Consider the following 18,494-nt stretch of genomic DNA (forward strand, 5'->3'; position numbering starts at 1 on the left):
TTGGTCGAGATGGTCACGAGCGAGAGAGCCCCGCGCACCGAACACATCGCACCGGTGCGGCGGCGCGCGGACACCGACGGCGCGGCCGCCGTTCGGCTCGACGACGCCCGGCTCTCGTTCGGCGACCGCACCCTCTGGCAGGGCCTCGACCTCGACGTGGCGCCCGGCGAGTTCATCGCCGTGCTCGGGCCCAACGGCTCCGGCAAGACCTCGCTGTTGAAGGTGCTGCTCGGCCAGCTCACGCTGGGGTCCGGGCGGGCGTTCGTCGCCGGTTCGCCCGCGCGCGCCGGCAATCCCGACATCGGCTATGTGCCGCAACAGAAGACGATCGACGCGGGCGTGCAGCTGCGTGGTGTCGACCTGGTCGGTCTCGGCGTGGACGGGCACCGGTGGGGCCTCGGGCTGCGCGGGCGGGCCGAACGCAACCGGAAGGTGGCCGCCGCTATCGCGGCCGTCGGCGCGGAGGAGTTCGCGCACGCGCCGCTGGAATCCATGTCCGGCGGCGAACAGCAGCGGCTGCGGGTGGCCCAAGCGCTGGTCGGCGATCCGAAGGTGCTGCTCTGCGACGAACCGCTGCTGAGCCTGGACCTGGCCAACCAGCGGCTGGTCGCCGAGCTGATCGACCGGCGCAGGCGCGACCACGACACCGCGGTCCTCTTCGTGACCCACGAGATCAATCCGATTCTGCCCCTGGTGGATCGGGTGCTGTACCTGGTGGACGGCAAGTTCCGGATCGGTGCGCCCGACGAGGTGATGACCTCCGAGGTGCTCTCCGAGCTGTACCAGACCGAGGTCGACGTGCTGCGCGTGCGCGGACGGCTGGTGGTGGTCGGCACCGGTGACACCATGGACGCGCTCGGCGCGGCTGGGGCGCAGCACTGCCACGCCGAGCCGGACACGAGCGGAGTCCGCGCGTGAACGACAAGCTCGCCGACGTGTTCGCCAAGATGTTCGACCTGTCCACCACGGCCGATCTGCTCTCCTACGACTTCGTGCAGCAGGCGGTGCTCGCCGCCGCCCTGCTCGGTCTGCTCGCCGGGGCGATCGGGCCGCTGATCATCAGCAGGCAGATGTCGTTCGCGGTGCACGGCACCAGCGAACTCTCGCTGACCGGCGCGGCCGCCGCGCTGCTCGCCGGAATCGGTGTCGGGCTCGGGGCGATCATCGGGTCGGTGGTGGCCGCCGTGCTCTTCGGCGTGCTCGGAACCCGCGCGCGAGAACGCGATTCGGTGATCGCGGTGGTGCTCTCGTTCGGCCTCGGGCTCTCCGTGCTCTTCCTCTGGCTCGGGCCGGAGCGCGCCGGTTCCAAGTTCTCGCTGCTGACCGGCCAGGTGGTCAGCGTCGGCTACAGCGGACTCGCCCTGCTCATCACCTGCACCGTGTTGGTGCTCGCCGTGCTCGCGGTGATCTACCGGCCGCTGCTGTTCGCCAGCTCGGATCCTGAGGTCGCGGTCGCGCGCGGCGTTCCGGTGCGCGCACTCGCGGTGATCTTCGCCGTGCTGCTCGGCATCACGGCGGCGTTCGGTGTTCAGATCGTCGGCGCACTGCTGGTCCTCGCCCTGCTCATCACCCCGGCCGCGGCGGCGGCTCAGCTCACCGCCAACCCGGCCCGCGCCACGGTGCTGGCGATCGTCTTCGCCGAACTCGCGGCGGTGGGCGGGATCCTGCTGTCCCTGGCTCCCGGAGTACCGGTGTCCACCTTCGTCACGGCGATCTCCTTCGTGATCTATGTGGTGTGCCGGGTGGTCGGCAACCGGCGACGCCAACTGGCGCGCGTCCGCTGAACTGGCGCGACCACCGATCGCGCACAGCACGTCGTATACAGCCTGCCGACATCGCGTTTCGGCGGGCAGCGCTGGCAGACCTGTTGGCGAGCCTCTCCGACGACCAGTGGGAGGCGCCGAGCCTCTGTTCGCAGTGGCGGGTGCGCGACGTGGCGGCGCACGTCATCGGCTACGGCGAGTTGACGCCGATGCGGTTCGCCGCCCGCCGCGTCCGCGGCTGGTCGTTGGCTCGGATCAACGCGGCCGACATCGCGAGGTACAACGATGCGAGCCCGGAGCAGTTGGTCGAGCTGATGCGCACTCGGCGGCAACCAGCCGGATCGACCGCCTGGTTCGGCGGACGGGTCGCTCTCGCCGAAGCGATGATTCATCAGCAGGACATTCGACGGCCGTTGAGACTGACGCGAACGATCCCGCCGCTTCGACTACGCGCGGCGCTCGACTTCGTCCGCTACGCACCGCTGATTCGGGGCGCGTGGCGGGTGCGTGGATTGCGGCTGGTCGCCACCGACATCGACTGGACTTACGGCGCCGGGCCGGAAGTTCGCGGCACCGGTGAGGCGCTGCTCATGGCAATGGCGGGGCGGCCCGCGGTTCTCGAGGATCTGACCGGTCCCGGGCATCCGCGACTCGTGCGGCGCTTCTGAGCCCCGGGACGTGTCGACCGCCTCGTCGCGGCTCGGGCGCCGGTCAATCGTCGGCGAGGCCTACGGCCGTGCGGAGGCGGGCTAGGGCTTCGGCTCGGGGCAAGGTGGCGGTGCGGTGGTAGGCGGCTTTGTAGGTTTCCTGGCCCAGGTGGTCGGTGAGGGCGTTCACCAATTCGGTGAGGCGGGGCTCGCCCGCGTCGAAGTCGCCGCGTAGGGCTTCGCTGAGGCCGAGTGCTTCGGCGGCCGACTCGGGGGCCTCTTCGAGGAAGTGCAATTCGGCGAGGAGTTCGGCGACGTGGGCGGTGTTCGTCGCGTCGGCCAGGGCGAACAGGCCCGCGGCGGCCTGCGGGAGGTGGGCGCGCGCCCCGGCCGAGTCGCCTTCGGCGAGACGGTTGCTCAGGCGGGCGGCGGCGATCAGACCGGCGGCCATGGTTTCCGGGAGGCCGAGGCGGTCCGCGATCGCGGCGAGTTCGTCGATGGTGTGATCGGCGGCGGCCACGTCGCCCGCGCGGCGGTGCCATTCGGCGAGTTCGAAGAGGGTTTCCGCGGCGCTGCGGCGGTGGCCGCGTGCGGTGGCCTGCCGTCGCATGGCCTCGATGTCGCGGAGCGCGCCGACGAGATCGCCCGCGCGCATACGTTCGACGGTGAGCCGGGCGCGGCAGTGGAACAGGTCGTCCTGGCCGCCCAGCTCGCTGCTGACCGCGACGCCGCGCTCGAATACGGCGATGGCGCGGTCGTGTTCGCCGCGCAGCGAGTGGTCGCGCCCGAGGGCGAGCAGCGCCATGCCGAGACCCCACCGGTCACCGACCTCCTCGAACCCGCGCAACGCCGCCGCGCGTGCCTCGGCGCCCGCGGCCCGGTCGCCCCGCTCCGTCAGCACGTAGTCCCGCGCCCAGTGCGCGCTGGCCCGCACCCAGGGGTCCTGGTTCGTCAGCGCCCGGTCGAGCGCGTGGTCGCCGAGGTCGTCGGCGCCCACCAATGCGGCAAGCAGCGGAGTCCACAGGAGCAGCGCGGGGTGGAAGTCGAGTCCGTCGGCGGCCACGCAGTCCTCGATGAGTGTCCGCACCGGAATGTCTTCCGTGATCGGCGCGCCCGCGAGCAACTGCACGAGACGCAGCGCGGACCGTTCGCGGACGGGCAGGGCCTCGTCGAGGCGAAGCACGGCGGCGAGGAAGGTGTCGAACTGGGTGCTCATGCCGCGGATGCCCCAGTACCAGAACAGCGCGCCGACGAAGCGCGCGGCGTGCACGGCGTCGCCCGCGTCGAGTGTCGATCGCAATACGGTTACCAGGTTTTCGTGTTCGGCGTCGAAGACACCGATGGCGCGCAACTGTTCTCGCGTGCGCAGCAGTGGTTCGTTGTCTTCGGCCAGCGCCAGGTAGTACTCGGCGAAGCGGTCGGCGAGATCGTCGCCGGTCTCCGTCAGCCGGTCGGCCGCGTAGGCGCGAATGGTCGCGAGCATGCGGTAGCGCTCGCCCGAGACGGTGAGGACGGACTTCTCCACCAGCGCGTCGGCCACGTACAGCACGTCCGCGGCGGGCAGTGTCGCGTCGGAGCAGATCGCTTCCAGCGCGTCGAGTGTCGCGCCGCCGGGGAACAGCGAAAGCCTGCGGGCCAGTAGCCTTTCCGGCTCGGTGAGCAGGTCCCAGCTCCACGCCACCAGGGCGAGCAGCGTGCGCTGGCGCGGTAGTGCGGTGCGGCTGCCGGAGGTCAGCAGTCGGAAGCGATCGTCGAGTCTGCGCGCGATCTGCTCGACGCTCATCGAACGCAGCTTGGCGGCGGCCAATTCGAGTGCGAGCGGCAGGCCGTCGAGCTGTCGGCAGATGTCGACGACCGGTCCGACGGTCTCGGTGTCCAGGACGAAGTCGGGTCGTGCCGCGACCGCGCGATCCAGGAAGAGCCGTACTGCCGGGGCATCGGTGGCATCGGCGGGTTCTGCTGTCTCGCCGGGCAATTCGAGCGGCCCGAGCTGGTACAGGGTCTCGCCCGCGATGGCGAGCGGCTCCCTGCTGGTCGCGAGGATCCGCAGCTGCGGCAGTCTTTCGAGGAGGCAGTCGGCTAGTTCGGCAGCGGCTTCGATCAGGTGCTCGCAGTTGTCGAGCACGAGCACGGCGGGGCCGACATCGAGCAGCTCGGCGATGCGGTCGGCGCCGGTGAGCGGCTGCCGGTTGTCGGAGACCCGCATATCCCAGGAGGCCAGCGCACCGACCACGGTGTCGGTCAGCTGTTCCGCGGTGCCCACGCCGGCCAGCGGCACCAACCACGCTCGGCCGCGCTCGTAAGCCCGGTGCCGGGTGACGGTCTCGACCGCCAGTCGGGTCTTGCCCGCGCCACCCGGACCGACCAGCGTGACCAGACGGCCCGCGGCGAGCAGCTCCGAAACGCGGGACAGCTCGCGGTCCCGTCCGACGAAGTTGGTGCGCGGCAGCGGAATTCGGCTCGCCGACGGCTCCGGACGTGGGGCGGGACGATCCAGTTCACCGCGCAGCAGGGCCAAGTGGATGTCGCGCAGTTCGGCGGAGGGGTCGACGCCGAGTTCGTCGCCCAGGCGCTCGCGGATCTGTTCGTAGACGGCGAGCGCGTCGGATTGGCGACCGGCGGCGGACAGAGCCCGCATTCGCAGACCGGCCAGCCGCTCGGCCAGCGGGCGTTCGGCGGCGGCGGTCTCCAGGTCGGCGAGCACCTCGGCGTACCTGCCGAGCTGGAGCGCGGCGTCGTAATTGTCCTCGGCGACAGCGGCTTTCAGTTCCTCCAGCCGGGCGACCGAGAGGTCGGCGAACGGGGCGTCCCGTACGTCGGCGAGCGCGGGCCCCCGCCACAGCGCGAGGGCGTCGGCGAGTGCGGCCGCCGCCGCCTCGACCTTGCCCGCGGCCAGTTCGCGGCGGCCCTCGGCGGCAGCGGTCTCGAAGCGGTGCGCGTCCACGTCTTCGGGGCGCACCGAGAGCCGGTAGCCGCCGGGGCCGAGTTCGAGGGTGCCCGCGCCGCGTATCACCTTGCGCAGACGGGAGACCAGAGCTTGCAGCGCCCCCGCGGCCTCGGCAGGTGGGTGCTCGCCCCACAGTCCGTCGATGAGCGCGTCTACGGAGACGGGGCGACCGGCCTCCAATGCGAGCCTGGCCAGCAGCATTCGAAGCCGTACACCGCCGAGGTCCAGAGAGGCACCGTCGTCGGTGAAAGCGGCGACCGGGCCGAGTAGAGCAACACGCACCGGTTCAGCCTGTCAGAAGGGTCGTGGACGCGCGGGGGCTGGTACAGGCCGAGGATCCTGCCTACAACCTCAGGCGGCGACCAACGCGACGACGACCAGGATCGAGCCGCCGAACACGATCGCGTGGCGGGCGTTCTGCAACCACGGCATCACCCAGCGCGGGAACGCGCCCTCGGCGGCGGAGAGGAAGCGACGCACGTCGATGCGGGCGAGCTCGGGATCGCCGGTCTTGGCGAAGGCGGCCTCGACGCCCTTCGCGGCGGTCAGGTTGCTGTACAGGATGACGACATTGACCAGAAGGATCAGCGCCTGGCCGATCCAGGTGAGCGTCTCGCCCCACGGGTTGCCCGCGAGGTTCAAGGCGGCCAGCGCGGTCATGATCAGCGCGAAGAACAAGGGAGCCCAAGTCTCGTGGCCGCCCGCGTCGAACCGCATGCCGTGCTCGGCCAACACGCCGGGCCGTACGCCCTGGCGGTTCAGTTCCGCCTCGGCGGCGGCCTTCGCGGCGGCGCCGTAGCGGTGGCGGACCAGCGGGATACTCACGAAGGCGAGGGCGATCAGCAGTTGGGCGATAGCGGCGGCGGTCAGCATGGCGGTTCTCCGGATCCTCGGTCTCGCGTGGGCCGGTGTGGCCCGCGCTCTCGATGAACCGAAGATGTCCGGCCCGGCTGACAGGCCGTTCACAGCGCACTGACAGTGCCTGTCAATGCAGGTAGAGGCGAAATCCGGCCGGGCGAGCCCGCATTGATGGCGGCCGCCTTCAGTCTGTCGTGTCAGGTTTCGTATGCTCGGACCCACACGCCTCCGAACGAATGGTGACCAACGATGATCGACTTCTCGATTCCCGCCGAACTCGCCGCCGAACGCGACCGCGTCCGCCAGTTCGTCATCGACAAGATCGTTCCGTTCGAGCGCGACCCGCGCCTGACCGCGCACGGTCCGACCGACGAGTTGCGCCAGGAGCTGGTGGAACTCGCGCGCGCCGAGAAACTGCTGACAGTCCAGGCGCCCGAGGCGCTCGGCGGGCGCGGGCTCAGCCACGTCGAGCAGGCCGTCATCTACGAGGCAGCGGGGTGGTCCACCCTCGGCCCGATCGCGATGAACTGCGCCGCGCCCGACGAGGGCAACATGTTCCTGCTGTCCAAGGTCGCGAACCAGGAGCAGACCGACCGCTACCTGATGCCGGTGATCAACGGACACCAGCGCTCGGTCTTCGCGATGACCGAACCCGACGGCGCGGGCTCCGACCCGGCGCAGCTGGCCACCGAGGCCGTCTTCGACGGCGAGAACTTCACCGTCAACGGTCGCAAATGGTTGATCACCGGCGCCAACGGCGCCAAGACCTGGATCATCATGGCCCGCCTCGCCGCCAATCCGCACCTGCCCGAGGGACCGACGCTGTTCCTGACCGACGGCGACCAGCCGGGCATCGTCATCGAGCGCACCATGAACACGATGGACCGCAACTACGTCGCCGGACACGGTGTCGTCCGCTTCGACAACCTGGTACTGCCCAAGTCGGCGCTGCTCGGGGAGGCCGGACAGGCGCTGCGCTACGCCCAGCTGCGGCTGGCCCCGGCCCGGCTCACGCACTGCATGCGCTGGCTCGGCGCGGCCGAACGGGCCCAGAGCATCGCGGTGCAGCACGCCAAGACCCGCACCGCGTTCGGCAAGCCGATCGGCGAACACGAGGGCGTGTCGTTCATGCTGGCCGACAACGAGATCGCGCTGCACCAGTGCCGTCTGACCATCTGGCACGCCTGCTGGCTGATGGACCAGGGCGAGAAGGCGCGGCACGAGAGCTCGATCGCGAAGTCCTACGTCTCCGAGGAGCTGTTCAAGGTCGCCGACCGCTGCGTGCAGGTGCTCGGCGGCATCGGCATCAGCGACGAGACGGTGGTCGAGATGATCTTCCGCGACATGCGCGCCTTCCGGCTGTACGACGGCCCCACCGAGGTCCACAAGTACGCCATCGGACGCAAGATTCTGCGCTGAGCCACTACGATCCTGTGGCATGAGTTCGGAACTGCTCGTCGATGTCTCCGCGGGCATCGCCGTGCTCACGCTCAACCGGCCCGCCCAGCAGAACGCGTTCACCCCGGCGATGGCCGCCGAGCTCGGCGCAGCGCTGCAGCGCTGCGACAGCGAGGACGCCATCCGCGCGGTGGTGATCACCGGGACGCCGCCCGCGTTCTGCGCGGGCGCGGATCTGTCCAACCGGGTCGGCGAGGTCAGCGCCACCATCGAGCCCGCGCCGTGGCGGGTGCGCAAACCGGTGATCGCCGCGGTCAACGGGCACGCGGTCGGCATCGGGCTGGCGCTCGCCCTGCAGTGCGACCTGCGGTACATGGCGCGCGACGCGGTCTACGGACTGACCCAGGTGCGCCGCGGCGTGCTCGCCGACGGCTACGCGCACTGGACGCTGCCGCGGCTGGTCGGCATGGCCAACGCGGCCGACATCATGCTCACCGGCCGCACCTTCGACGGTGACGAAGCCAAGGCGATGGGCTTGGCCAACGCCTGCCTGGCCGGCGGCGAAGTGCTGCCGACCGCGCTGTCGGTGGCGCACGATCTGGCCAACGGTTCGGCGCCGCTGCCGGTCGCACTGTCCAAGCGGCTGCTATGGGAGGGCCTCGGCATGAGCCCGGCCATGGTCGGTCGGTTGGAGACCGAACTCAACGCCCACGTCGCCAAGAGCGTCGACGGCGGCGAGGCGATGGCGGCTTTCCGCGACCGCAGGCAACCGAACTGGACCGGCAGCATCAGCTCCGAATGGCCCGCGTGGGACAGCAAGGCCGACGCCGACCGGCCGGTGCTCGACTGAATCGCGACCTCTTACGCGTTGCCGCCCAGCACGATGAGCAGAAACAGGATCGCCATCAGAACCATGAGGACGGTTCCGATGACGCCGAGGACGTAGCCGACCAGTACCTGCGCTCGGCCGCCGAGTGCGCCGCCGGAGTCCTCGATCTGGTCGAGGGCGCGCTTGCCCAACGCCCACGCCACCGGGCCGAGCGCCCCGCAGCAGAAGATGCTCGCCGCGCCGAGAAACAATACGGCCGTGGCATTCGGATGCTCGACCGTCGCACCGATGGGCTGGTTGGGTATCACCACCAGCCGAATTCTACGGGGCTACCGGGGAACTCCGCGTATTTTGCGGATCGCGCGTGACTCGGGGCGTTTCGTGTCCGGCCGGAAACGCCGTTCACCTGCACCGTCACCGAAACGGTTGGCGCTCAGGGGCATTCGGCCCGGCGGCCGTCAGGCCCTGCGCTGCCGCGCGATCTCGGCGAGCACCACGCCCGCCGCGACCGACGCGTTCAGCGACTCCACCGGACCGGCCATCGGGATGCTGAGGATGCTGTCGCAGTTCTCCCGGACCAGGCGCGAAAGACCCTTGCCTTCCGAACCGACCACGATCACCGTCGGTGCGGTGCCGTCGAACTCGTCGAGCGTGGTGTCGCCGCCCATGTCCAGGCCGACGATCTGGATGCCTTGGTTGGCCCAATCCTTCAGCGTGCGAGTCAGATTCGTGGCGCGCGCGACGGGAAGCCGGGCCGCGGCGCCCGCGCTGGTCCGCCACGCGACGGCGGTGACGCTCGCGCTGCGCCGCTGCGGGATGAGCACGCCGTGGCCGCCGAACGCCGCGACGGAGCGGATCACCGCGCCGAGGTTGCGCGGATCGGAGATGTTGTCCAACGCGACGAGGAGCGCGGGTTCGGCCGTGCTGCGCAGCCGGTCGAGCAGATCGTCCGGGTGGGCGTAGCGGTACGGCGGCACCTGCAACGCGAGGCCCTGGTGCAGACCGTTGTTGCTCATCCGGTCCAGATCGGTGCGCGGCACCTCGAGGATGGAGATGCCGGCGTCGGCCGCGGTCTGCACGCTCTCGGTGAGCCGTTCGTCGTTCTCGGTGCCGACCGCGACATACAGCGCCGTGGCCGGGACGCCCGCGCGCAGACACTCGACGACGGGATTGCGGCCGAGCACCAACTCGGGACCGTCCTCGGTCTTGCGGCCCGCCGGACGGCCACCTGCGGCGCGACCGGTCGGGCGGCCCTTCGCCTCCGCCTTGGCCTTGGCCGCGGCACGCTTGGCCGCGGGGTGCTTGGTCCGCATCTCGGCGGGCGGCGTCGCGCCGCGCCCCTCGAGCCCGCGCCTGCGCTTGCCGCCGGAACCGACGACCGCGCCCTTCTTGCTACCCGTCTTGCGCACCGCGCCGCGGCGCTGCGAATTCCCTGCCATCAGTTCGCCTTTCCGCGCGCGGCGCCCAGCGACCACTCGGGTCCTTGGGCGGTGTCGGTCACCTCGATGCCCGCGGCGACCAGACGGTCGCGCACGGCGTCGGCGGTGCCCCAATCTTTGTCGGCGCGGGCCTGCTGGCGACGGTCGAGTTCGGCGCGCACCAGCACGTCGAGCGCCTCTTGCGCCGCGGAGGTGTCCTCCGGCGCGTACCACTTCGGGTCGTACGGGCAGACGCCGAGAATGTTCAGCATGGCCCGCACCTGTCCGGCCAGCTCGCGCGCGGTGTCGACCGCGCCCGATTCCAGCGCCTTGTTGCCCTCGTGCACCACGCGGTGCACCTCGGCGAGTGCCCGTGGCACGGCCAGGTTGTCGTCCATCGCCTCGGCGAACGCGTCGGTCCACTTGCCGACCGGGATCTCACCGGCCCGCTCGGCGACCCGGTGGATGAACGCCTCGATCCGCTGGTAGGAGGCCGCGGCGTCGTACAGCGCCTTGTCCGAGTACTCCAGCATCGAGCCGTAGTGCGCGCTGCCGAGATAGAACCGAAGTTCCACGGCGCGAACCTTTTTCAGCACATTGGGCACCGAGAGCACGTTGCCGAGCGACTTGGACATCTTCTCGCCGCCCATGGTCACCCAGCCGTTGTGCAGCCAGTACTGCGCGAAGCCGGCACCGGAGGCCTTGGACTGGGCGATCTCGTTCTCGTGGTGCGGGAAAACCAGATCCATACCGCCGCAGTGGATGTCGAATTCCGCGCCCAGATAGAACTCGGCCATCGCGGAGCACTCCAGGTGCCAGCCGGGGCGGCCGGGGCCCCACGGCGACGGCCAGCTCGGCTCGCCCGGCTTGGCCGCCTTCCACAGCGTGAAATCGCGCGGATCGCGCTTGCCCTCGCCCGCGCTCTCGCCCTGGTGCACGTCGTCGAGCTTGTGGCCGGACAGCTTTCCGTAGTCCGGGTAGCTCTGCACGTCGAAGTAGACGTTGCCCTCGGAGGCGTAGGCGTGCCCGCGGTCGATGAGCCGCCGCATCAGGTCGACCATCTGGGTGATGTGGCCGGTGGCCCGCGGCTCGGCGGAAGGCGGCTGCACGCCGAGCGCTTCGTAGGCGCGGTCGAAGGCGCGCTCGTAGGTGGCCGCCCACTCCCACCACGGGCGGCCCGCCTCGGCGGCCTTGTTCAGAATCTTGTCGTCGATGTCGGTGACGTTGCGGATGAAGTACACGTCGTAGTCGTGTGCCTGCAACCAGCGGCGCAGCACGTCGAACGCGACGCCGCTGCGGACGTGACCGATATGGGGTTCCCCCTGGACGGTGGCGCCACAGAGGTACACCGAAGCGCGGCCGGGAACCAGCGGCGCGAAATCGCGCATGGTTCGGCGTTCGGTGTCAAAGAGGCGCAGTGTCACGGCAGTCGATCCTAGTCGGCGCCGTCGAGGGACTTCCGTCCAGGCTCACACACGACCGGCGCTGACTCTGAGGTTCGCCCGGCCGGTCGGAGCAGGGCGTTCTCGCCTCGGCTCGACCGCGGGCCGCTGCGGTGTTATACGCGGGCTTGTAGCAACGCTGTGGCGATCGACGCGACGCCTTCCCCGCGACCGGTGAGACCGAGTCCGTCGGTGGTGGTTCCCGACACCGAGACCGGCGCGCCGAGCAGCTCGCCGAGCACCTTCTGCGCCTCCGCGCGGCGCGGTCCGATCTTGGGCCGATTGCCGATGACCTGCACCGCGGCGTTGACGATGTCGAATCCCGCCTCGTCGAGCAACCTGCGGACCTCGGTCAGCATCGCGGCGCCCGAGACGTCCTTCCACTCGGGGCGGCCGGTGCCGAACACCGCGCCGACATCGCCGAGCCCCGCCGCCGAGAGCAACGCGTCGCACAGCGCGTGCGCGGCCACGTCACCGTCGGAGTGGCCGGAGCAGCCGTCGTCACCGTCGAACAGCAGACCAGCCATCCAGCACGGGCGACCGGGTTCGATGGGGTGCACGTCGCTGCCGATACCAACTCGCATGGTCACGACGTTCTCACACGCTCCGCGCCGCGTTGCACACCGTCTCGGCGAGCATCAGGTCCAGCGGAGTGGTGATCTTGAAGGCCATCGGGTCGCCCGGAATGGTGTGGACCTCGGCGCCAAGCCGTTCGACGAGTCCGGCGTCGTCGGTGGCGAGCACGTTCGTCTCGTAGGCGGCGCGCAGGAGATCGGCCGCGAAACCTTGCGGTGTCTGGATCGCGCGTAGGGCCGCGCGGTCGGGGGTGCCGGTCACCACGCCGTGCGGGTCGACGGTCTTGACGGTGTCGACAACCGGGAGGGCGGGCACCACCGCGCGATGACCCGCCCGCAACTCGGCCGCGACCCGGGCGATCAACGCGGGCGGGGTGAGCGCGCGGGCGGCGTCGTGCACCAGGTAATAGCCCGCGTCCGGCGCGGCGGCGATACCCGCGCGCACCGAATCGGTGCGTTCGGCGCCGCCGACGACCACGCGCACGGCGTCCGAGGGCGGCAGCAGGGCGACTGCGCTCTCGACCAGTTCGACGGGGACCATCACGATGATGCGGTCGACCGCCCCGGAGGCCAGCAGGCCGTCCACGGCCAGCCGGACCATGGGTGTGCCGCCGACCGCGACGAACGCCTTGGGCATGTTCTCACCCAAACGAACGCCGCGACCGGCGGCAGGAACCAAGGCAACGACAGGACTGTCGCTGTCAGAGTTGTTCACGGTCAGGAAGCCGCTGCGAGGACCTCGTCGAGCAGCGTCTCGGCCTTGCCGTCGTCGGTACCCTCGGCGAGCGCGAGTTCACCGACCAGGATCTGGCGAGCCTTGGCCAGCATGCGCTTCTCACCGGCGGACAGCCCACGATCCTGCTCCCGACGCCACAGGTCGCGGACGACCTCGGCCACCTTGTTCACATCGCCGGAGGCGAGCTTCTCGAGGTTGGCCTTGTAGCGGCGAGACCAGTTGGTCGGCTCCTCGGTGTGCGGCGCGCGCAACACCTGAAAGACCCGGTCGAGACCCTCCTGGCCCACGACGTCGCGCACGCCGACGTATTCGGCGTTTTCCGCGGGTACGCGAACGGTCAGATCGCCTTGGGCGACCTTCAGGACCAGATACTCTTTTTGCTCACCCTTGATGGTGCGAGTCTCGATTGCTTCGATCAGCGCCGCTCCGTGGTGGGGGTAAACGACGGTGTCTCCGACCTTAAAAATCATGTGTCCCGTGCCCCTTTCGATGTTCACAGTTTAACATGCGACTCGGTAACGGCGCGATCAACTGTGCAGGTCAGGGCCACAACGAGCGGACCGTGGGGGTTGACAGAACCCGCGCGGTGTGCATTACGTTGTGCCAGAACGAGTTATCCACCGGCGCCGACTCGCCCCTGTCCCGCGAGGCGCCCCGGCACTCGGCCCGCAACCGCACCGCCGGGCCACCGAACCGTTATGCAACGGATGCCGACCGACGGCGGTGTCGCGGGGCGGACACCCCGGGCCGACCGACGGGTCCCCGGTGTCGACTACTACGCTGCCTAGTTACTACTCTCCGTAGCGGAGTGATCCCGGTCGACATGGAGGACAACCCGTGACTGCCCTGAATGCTGTGACCGCCTCGTCGGGGGCGCGGAAGCCACGTCTCATGGTGACTGTTGCCGCACTCGCCGCGGGCGCCGCGCTCGCGCTGTCCGGCTGCAGCGCGGGGCAGGTCTCCCAGACCGCGAACCAGGCCCCGGCCATCAACGGCAACAACGCCGAGGTCGAGGACATCTCGCTGCGCAACGTGCACATCGTGTACCCGTCCGAGGGCTACACCAATGCGCAGGGCGGCAAGGCGCTGATCGCGCTGTCCATCGTGAACAACAGCGAGACCGTCACCGACGAGCTGACCAGCGTCACCACCGACCTCGGCCAGGTGAAGATCACCCCGCCGTCCGGCGCGTCGTCGGTGAAGCTCGCGCCGCAGCAGACCATCGTCGCGGCGGCCACCGAGAAGGGCGGCCAGGGCTCGGCCGGCTCGCACGGCGACGACCACGGCTCGGACAGCCACGGCTCGCAGCCGACCAAGCAGCAGGCCGCCGACCCCGAGGCCAAGCCGGCCACCATCGAGATCACCGGCCTTTCCAAGGACATCACCCCCGGCCTGACCTACACCGTCTCGTTCAACTTCAAGGAGAACGGCACCGTGCAGGTCCAGGTGCCGGTCGACGCGGGCACCGAGGCCGAGCGCCACGAGTCCGACAAGTCGGGCCCGGCCGCCGGCGGCGGCCACGGCGGCGGCCACTGAGCGCGTCCGTCGCGGACTGAGAACGAAGGCTGTCGCACACGGTGCGGCAGCCTTTTCCCTATCCGGGGTTCTGTCGGGACCGGTACGTAAGGTGCGCGTGTGGCAAAGAACAAGCCGATCTTCCGGTGCTCCGCCTGCTCGCACGAGGTCGCGAAGTGGGTGGGCAAGTGCCCGGACTGCGGGGCGTGGGGCACGGTCGACGAGGTAGCCGTCTCGGCCGCGTCGGCCGCCGCGCCGGGTAGGCGCGCGATGCTGCCGAGCACCGCGGCGGCCCCGATCTCCACGATCGATTCGCAGGTCACCAAGGCCAGGCCGACCGGTGTCGGCGAGCTGGACCGGGTGCTCGGCGGCGGGGTCGTCGCGGGCTCGGTCGTGCTGCTCTCCGGCGAGCCCGGCGTCGGCAAGTCGACGCTGCTGCTCGAGGTCGCGCACCGGTGGGCCAAGCAGCGCGACGAGAAGGCGCTCTACGTGACCGCGGAGGAGTCCGCGGGTCAGGTCCGGCTGCGCGCGGATCGCACCGGCGCGGTGCACGAGCGGGTGTACCTGGCGGCGGAGTCGGATCTGTCGATCGTGCTCGGGCATGTCGAGCAAGTGCGGCCGACGCTGCTCGTCGTCGACTCGGTGCAGACCATGCTCGCGCCGGACGTGGACGGCGTGATCGGCGGCGTCACCCAGGTGCGCGCGGTGACGGCGGCGCTCACCTCGCTCGCCAAGGCGAGCGGGATCGCCGTGCTGCTGGTCGGCCACGTCACCAAGGACGGCAACGTGGCGGGCCCGCGCACCCTCGAACACCTGGTGGACGTGGTGCTGCAGTTCGAGGGCGACAAGAACTCCACGCTGCGCATGGTGCGCGGCATCAAGAACCGGTTCGGCAGCGCCGACGAGGTGGGCTGTTTCGAGCTGCACGAGGAAGGCATCGCGGGCGTCGACGACCCGTCCGGGCTGTTCCTGCACCACCGCACCGATTCGGTGCCCGGCACGGCGGTCACCGTCGCGATGGACGGCAAGCGGCCGCTGGTCGGCGAGGTGCAGGGCCTGACGGTGAAGACCGAGATCCCCGCGCCGCGCCGCGCCGTCAGCGGGCTCGACTACAACCGGGTCGCCATGGTGCTCGCGGTGTTGCAGAGCCGCGGCCGGGTCTTCCTCGGCAAGCACGACGTCTACGCGGCGACGGTCGGCGGCATGCGGCTCGTCGAGCCCGCGGCGGACCTCGCCATCGCGCTCGCCATCGCCAGCGCCGAATCCGACACCGCGCTCCCGCCCGGCTGGGTGATACTCGGCGAGGTCGGCCTGGCGGGCGAGGTGCGGAAGGTGACCGGCGTGGCACGTAGGCTGGCCGAAGCACAGCGGCTCGGCTTCACCACCGCGCTGGTGCCGCCGGGGCTGGATCGAGTGAAGGGCGGGGGCATGAAGATTCACGAGGTGACCGACGTCGGTTCCGCGCTGCGGATCAGCGGCCTGCGCGCGCGGCGGGCGGCGCGGAACGAGGCGGCCGAGTGATACCGGGGCGGTGGGCGGCGTATCTGCTCGGCAGACCGGCTCCCGTCGCGCCATGTCCTCCGGTCCCGACGACGACCGCGCGGAACCGGCTGCCCGAGATCGTCACCCGGCTGGCTCCCGGCACGCCGCTGCGGGACGGACTGGAACGCATCCAGCGGGGTCGCACCGGCGGCCTGATCGTGCTCGGCTACGACGCGGATGTCGAGCGAATCTGCGACGGCGGATTCGAGCTGGACGTCGAGTTCGCGCCTACCCGGCTGCGCGAGCTGTCGAAGATGGACGGCGCGGTCGTGCTCTCCACCGACGGCTCCCGCATCCTGCGCGCCAACGTGCACCTGGTGCCCGATCCGAACCTGCCGAGCGCCGAATCCGGCACCAGGCACCGGGCCGCCGAGCGGACCGCCGCCCAGACCGGCTACCCGGTGATCGCGGTGAGCAAGTCGATGCGCACGGTGACGCTCTACATCGACGAGGTCCGCCACCTGGTCGAACCGTCGGCCACCATCCTGGCCAGGGCGAACCAGGCGCTCGGCACGTTGGAGCGCTACAAGGCGCGGCTGGATCAGGTGTGCGAGCAGCTGTCGGAGAGCGAGCTCGAGGACGTCGTCACCCTGCGCGACGCGCTGTCGGCGGCCCAGCGCCTGGAACTCGTCCGGCGTCTTGCCAAGGAGATCGAGCAGAGCGTGCTGGAACTCGGCGCCGACGGTCGCCAGCTCGCGCTGCAACTGGAGGATCTGGTCGGCGACAGCGCCTGGCTGCGCGAGCTGCTCATCCGTGACTACCTCGCCTGCGAGCCGGCAGGGGCAGGTGTGCCTGCTCATGATGCGGTTCTCCGCACGAGTACCCCGCAACGGGAGAACACGGCTTGCTCGTGTGCCGACCACGGACATGTGTATGTGTCAGAGCTGGAGCGCGCGATGACGGGGGCAGGTGTGCCTCCTCATGGTGTGGATCTCCGTACGAGTACCCCGCAACGGGAGAACACGGCATGCTCGTGTGCCGGCCACGGACATGTGTATGTGTCAGAGGTGGAGCGGGCGATGGCCGGGCTGGACTCGCTCAGCGACGGCGAACTGCTCGATCTCACCAATCTGGCTGCGCCGCTCGGTTATCCGGGCACCATCGAGGCGCTGGACCTGCCGATGCGCCCGCGGGGCTACCGGGTGCTCACCCGGATACCCAGGCTGCGCTTCACCCACATCGAATCGCTGGTCGACTCGTTCGGCTCGCTCCAGGGACTGCTGGTCGCGACAACGAGCGATCTGCAGGCCGTCGACGGCATCGGAGTGCCGAGAGCGCGGCAGATCCGCGACGGGCTGACCCGCCTCGCGGAAGCGGGCGCGGACAACCCGTTCGAGCGGGAACGATGAAGCGGCTCAGGCGATGTTGAACGGCTCGGCCGCGCTACGCACCGAACCGAGTTGCGCGACAACCGAATACGCGCCCGGCGGCACCGGAACCCGCTCACCGGCGCAGTTCGGCTGGGATGTCGAGCCCGACCAGGTGACCTGGAAAGCTGCCTGTTCACCGCGATTCAGATTGCGCACGTCGGGCTGACCGTCCGGATAGCAGTCGGTGCTCGACCACAGTTTCCGGGTGCCGTCGAGGGTGTAGACCGAGATCTGCTGCAACCCGGAACCGACGTCGCGGGAGCAGGTCACCGAGGAGATGTTGGTGATCACGATGCCGAAAACCGGCTGCTCGCCCGCCTTGTAGGTGGGTTGCTCGACGGTCACCTTCACCGCGAGCGACTGATCGGGGCACTGCCCGGCCGCCACGGGAGCCGGACTGGCCGCCGGGGTCACCGAAGGTTTGGGCGCGTCCGCGCTGATGGAGGACTTCGGCGCGTCACCCGACTTCTTCACCGACGAAGTCGAACTCGACGCGGCCACCTTGGCGTCACCGGGTGAGCCGCCACCGCGCACGACCATCACCACCAGCCAAATCACCAGCGCGAGCGCCACGACCAGGATTCCGATGGCGAAAACGCGACGTCGCCAGTAGATCTCCGGAGGCAGCGGTCCAGTCGGTTCCAGCACGATTCAAACTTACGGGCAGCACCGGGCGCGGTGTCTCAGGACCTCGGCGTGTCGGACTGGACGACGCCGCAGTGCCGGGTGCTGTGCACCCGGCACGCTGGGGAAACTCCGCTCCGAGAACGGGTCAGACGACCTCACCGATGTTGCCGACGACACGGTGCAGCTTGACCTGGCCTTCGGCCAGTTTGTACGTCACGCTGGCAATGGCCAGCTCGCCGGTCGCGACCCGCTGGGAAATGATCATCGACCGCTGCATCAGCAGCCTGCTGGTCTCCACGACATGCCTGGCCTCCATCTCGTCCACGCCGGAGAGACCCTCGCGGCGGCCGATCAGGATGGAGGGCGTCACCTTTTCGACGACGCTGCGGATGAACCCACCGGGTACCTCACCGCCGTCGAGCGCGTCGATGGTCGCCTTCACCGCGCCGCAGCTGTCGTGTCCGAGCACCACGATCAGCGGAACGCTCAACACGTGCACGCCGTACTCGATCGAACCGAGCACCGAGCTGTCGACCACGTGGCCCGCGGTGCGCACTACGAACATGTCGCCGAGGCCTTGATCGAAGATCAATTCCGCCGCCACGCGCGAGTCGCCGCACCCGAAGACGATGGCCGAAGGATGCTGACCGCCGACGAGCTTCGCCCGGTCGGCGGCACCCTGACTAGGATGCAAAAGCGTGCCGTTGACGAAACGCTCGTTGCCCTCGCGGAGGGATTTCCAGGCGCTGATCGGGTTTGAATCAGACATACCGACCATTGTGCACAAGGCATTCGCTACCGGCGAGTCGGTTGCGTTACGGGTCGGC

At 69.9% G+C, this 18,494-nt stretch carries 18 protein-coding genes; 8 read left to right on the forward strand and 10 right to left on the reverse strand.

The annotated features are described in order from the left end of the window. Nucleotides 1-9 precede the first annotated feature (9 nt). Genes FB390_RS03540 through FB390_RS03550 form a run of 3 tightly spaced genes read left to right on the forward strand, consistent with a single transcriptional unit; the run spans nt 10 to nt 2,431 of the window. On the forward strand, nt 10-918 hold the full coding sequence (locus FB390_RS03540; RefSeq protein WP_141807660.1) for a metal ABC transporter ATP-binding protein: 909 nt from the start codon (nt 10-12) through the stop codon (nt 916-918). Then, complete coding sequence (locus FB390_RS03545; RefSeq protein WP_141807661.1) at nt 915-1,784, forward strand: metal ABC transporter permease; 870 nt, start codon at nt 915-917, stop codon at nt 1,782-1,784. Before FB390_RS03540 ends, FB390_RS03545 begins: the two co-directional genes overlap by 4 nt. Nucleotides 1,785-1,819: 35 nt before the next feature. Then, complete coding sequence (locus tag FB390_RS03550; RefSeq protein ID WP_141811517.1) at nt 1,820-2,431, forward strand: maleylpyruvate isomerase family mycothiol-dependent enzyme; 612 nt, start codon at nt 1,820-1,822, stop codon at nt 2,429-2,431. 43 nt (nt 2,432-2,474) lie between these two features. Here FB390_RS03550 and FB390_RS03555 read toward each other — a convergent pair whose 3' ends face one another. Further along, nucleotides 2,475-5,639, reverse strand: coding sequence for an AfsR/SARP family transcriptional regulator (locus FB390_RS03555; protein WP_141807662.1), 3,165 nt, complete (start codon nt 5,637-5,639; stop codon nt 2,475-2,477). Nucleotides 5,640-5,708: 69 nt separating this feature from the next. Continuing rightward, entirely contained in the window at nt 5,709-6,230 is a 522-nt protein-coding gene (locus FB390_RS03560) for a hypothetical protein (RefSeq protein WP_141807663.1), read from the reverse strand. 234 nt (nt 6,231-6,464) lie between these two features. On the opposite strand from FB390_RS03560, the gene FB390_RS03565 reads away from it, so the two are divergent. Together FB390_RS03565 and FB390_RS03570 are read left to right on the forward strand one after the other, a co-directional pair. Continuing rightward, nucleotides 6,465-7,634, forward strand: coding sequence for an acyl-CoA dehydrogenase family protein (locus FB390_RS03565; protein WP_141807664.1), 1,170 nt, complete (start codon nt 6,465-6,467; stop codon nt 7,632-7,634). A gap of 19 nt (nt 7,635-7,653) precedes the next feature. Beyond that, complete coding sequence (locus tag FB390_RS03570; protein WP_141807665.1) at nt 7,654-8,463, forward strand: enoyl-CoA hydratase/isomerase family protein; 810 nt, start codon at nt 7,654-7,656, stop codon at nt 8,461-8,463. 11 nt (nt 8,464-8,474) lie between these two features. Here FB390_RS03570 and FB390_RS03575 read toward each other — a convergent pair whose 3' ends face one another. The 6 genes from FB390_RS03575 to carD form a co-directional block, all read right to left on the reverse strand. Continuing rightward, complete coding sequence (locus tag FB390_RS03575; RefSeq protein ID WP_141807666.1) at nt 8,475-8,753, reverse strand: DUF4190 domain-containing protein; 279 nt, start codon at nt 8,751-8,753, stop codon at nt 8,475-8,477. Nucleotides 8,754-8,900: 147 nt separating this feature from the next. Next, nucleotides 8,901-9,881 carry a 23S rRNA (guanosine(2251)-2'-O)-methyltransferase RlmB gene (gene rlmB, locus FB390_RS03580; protein WP_141807667.1) on the reverse strand — a complete coding sequence of 327 codons (981 nt, stop codon included), beginning with the start codon at nt 9,879-9,881 and terminating at the stop codon, nt 8,901-8,903. Then, a complete protein-coding gene (gene cysS, locus FB390_RS03585) occupies nt 9,881-11,284 on the reverse strand; it encodes a cysteine--tRNA ligase (protein WP_141807668.1) in 1,404 nt (467 codons plus the stop codon). Before cysS ends, rlmB begins: the two co-directional genes overlap by 1 nt. A gap of 134 nt (nt 11,285-11,418) precedes the next feature. Next, nucleotides 11,419-11,886 carry a 2-C-methyl-D-erythritol 2,4-cyclodiphosphate synthase gene (gene ispF / locus FB390_RS03590; protein WP_141807669.1) on the reverse strand — a complete coding sequence of 156 codons (468 nt, stop codon included), beginning with the start codon at nt 11,884-11,886 and terminating at the stop codon, nt 11,419-11,421. Between the two features lie 13 nt (nt 11,887-11,899). Next, complete coding sequence (gene ispD, locus FB390_RS03595; protein ID WP_141807670.1) at nt 11,900-12,592, reverse strand: 2-C-methyl-D-erythritol 4-phosphate cytidylyltransferase; 693 nt, start codon at nt 12,590-12,592, stop codon at nt 11,900-11,902. Between the two features lie 2 nt (nt 12,593-12,594). Continuing rightward, nucleotides 12,595-13,083, reverse strand: a complete 489-nt coding sequence (gene carD, locus FB390_RS03600; protein ID WP_011206964.1) for an RNA polymerase-binding transcription factor CarD — start codon at nt 13,081-13,083, stop codon at nt 12,595-12,597. Between the two features lie 421 nt (nt 13,084-13,504). Between carD and FB390_RS03605 the strand changes: the two genes are divergently transcribed. The 3 genes from FB390_RS03605 to disA all read left to right on the forward strand — a co-directional run bounded on the left by FB390_RS03605 (nt 13,505) and on the right by disA (nt 17,019). Beyond that, nucleotides 13,505-14,149, forward strand: coding sequence for a copper chaperone PCu(A)C domain-containing protein (locus tag FB390_RS03605; protein WP_141807671.1), 645 nt, complete (start codon nt 13,505-13,507; stop codon nt 14,147-14,149). 99 nt (nt 14,150-14,248) lie between these two features. Further along, nucleotides 14,249-15,649: a DNA repair protein RadA gene (gene radA, locus FB390_RS03610; protein ID WP_141807672.1), complete on the forward strand. Its 1,401-nt coding sequence runs from the start codon at nt 14,249-14,251 to the stop codon at nt 15,647-15,649. An 89-nt stretch (nt 15,650-15,738) separates the two neighbouring features. Next, on the forward strand, nt 15,739-17,019 hold the full coding sequence (disA, locus tag FB390_RS34070) for a DNA integrity scanning diadenylate cyclase DisA (RefSeq protein WP_246124228.1): 1,281 nt from the start codon (nt 15,739-15,741) through the stop codon (nt 17,017-17,019). Nucleotides 17,020-17,025: 6 nt separating this feature from the next. On the opposite strand, the gene FB390_RS03620 is transcribed toward disA, so the two are convergent. Then, on the reverse strand, nt 17,026-17,688 hold the full coding sequence (locus FB390_RS03620; protein ID WP_141807673.1) for a DUF7974 family protein: 663 nt from the start codon (nt 17,686-17,688) through the stop codon (nt 17,026-17,028). Nucleotides 17,689-17,812: 124 nt separating this feature from the next. Further along, nucleotides 17,813-18,436: a carbonic anhydrase gene (locus tag FB390_RS03625; protein ID WP_141807674.1), complete on the reverse strand. Its 624-nt coding sequence runs from the start codon at nt 18,434-18,436 to the stop codon at nt 17,813-17,815. Between the last annotated feature and the right edge of the window lie 58 nt (nt 18,437-18,494).

This window comes from Nocardia bhagyanarayanae (assembly GCF_006716565.1).
Lineage (GTDB): Bacteria > Actinomycetota > Actinomycetes > Mycobacteriales > Mycobacteriaceae > Nocardia > Nocardia bhagyanarayanae.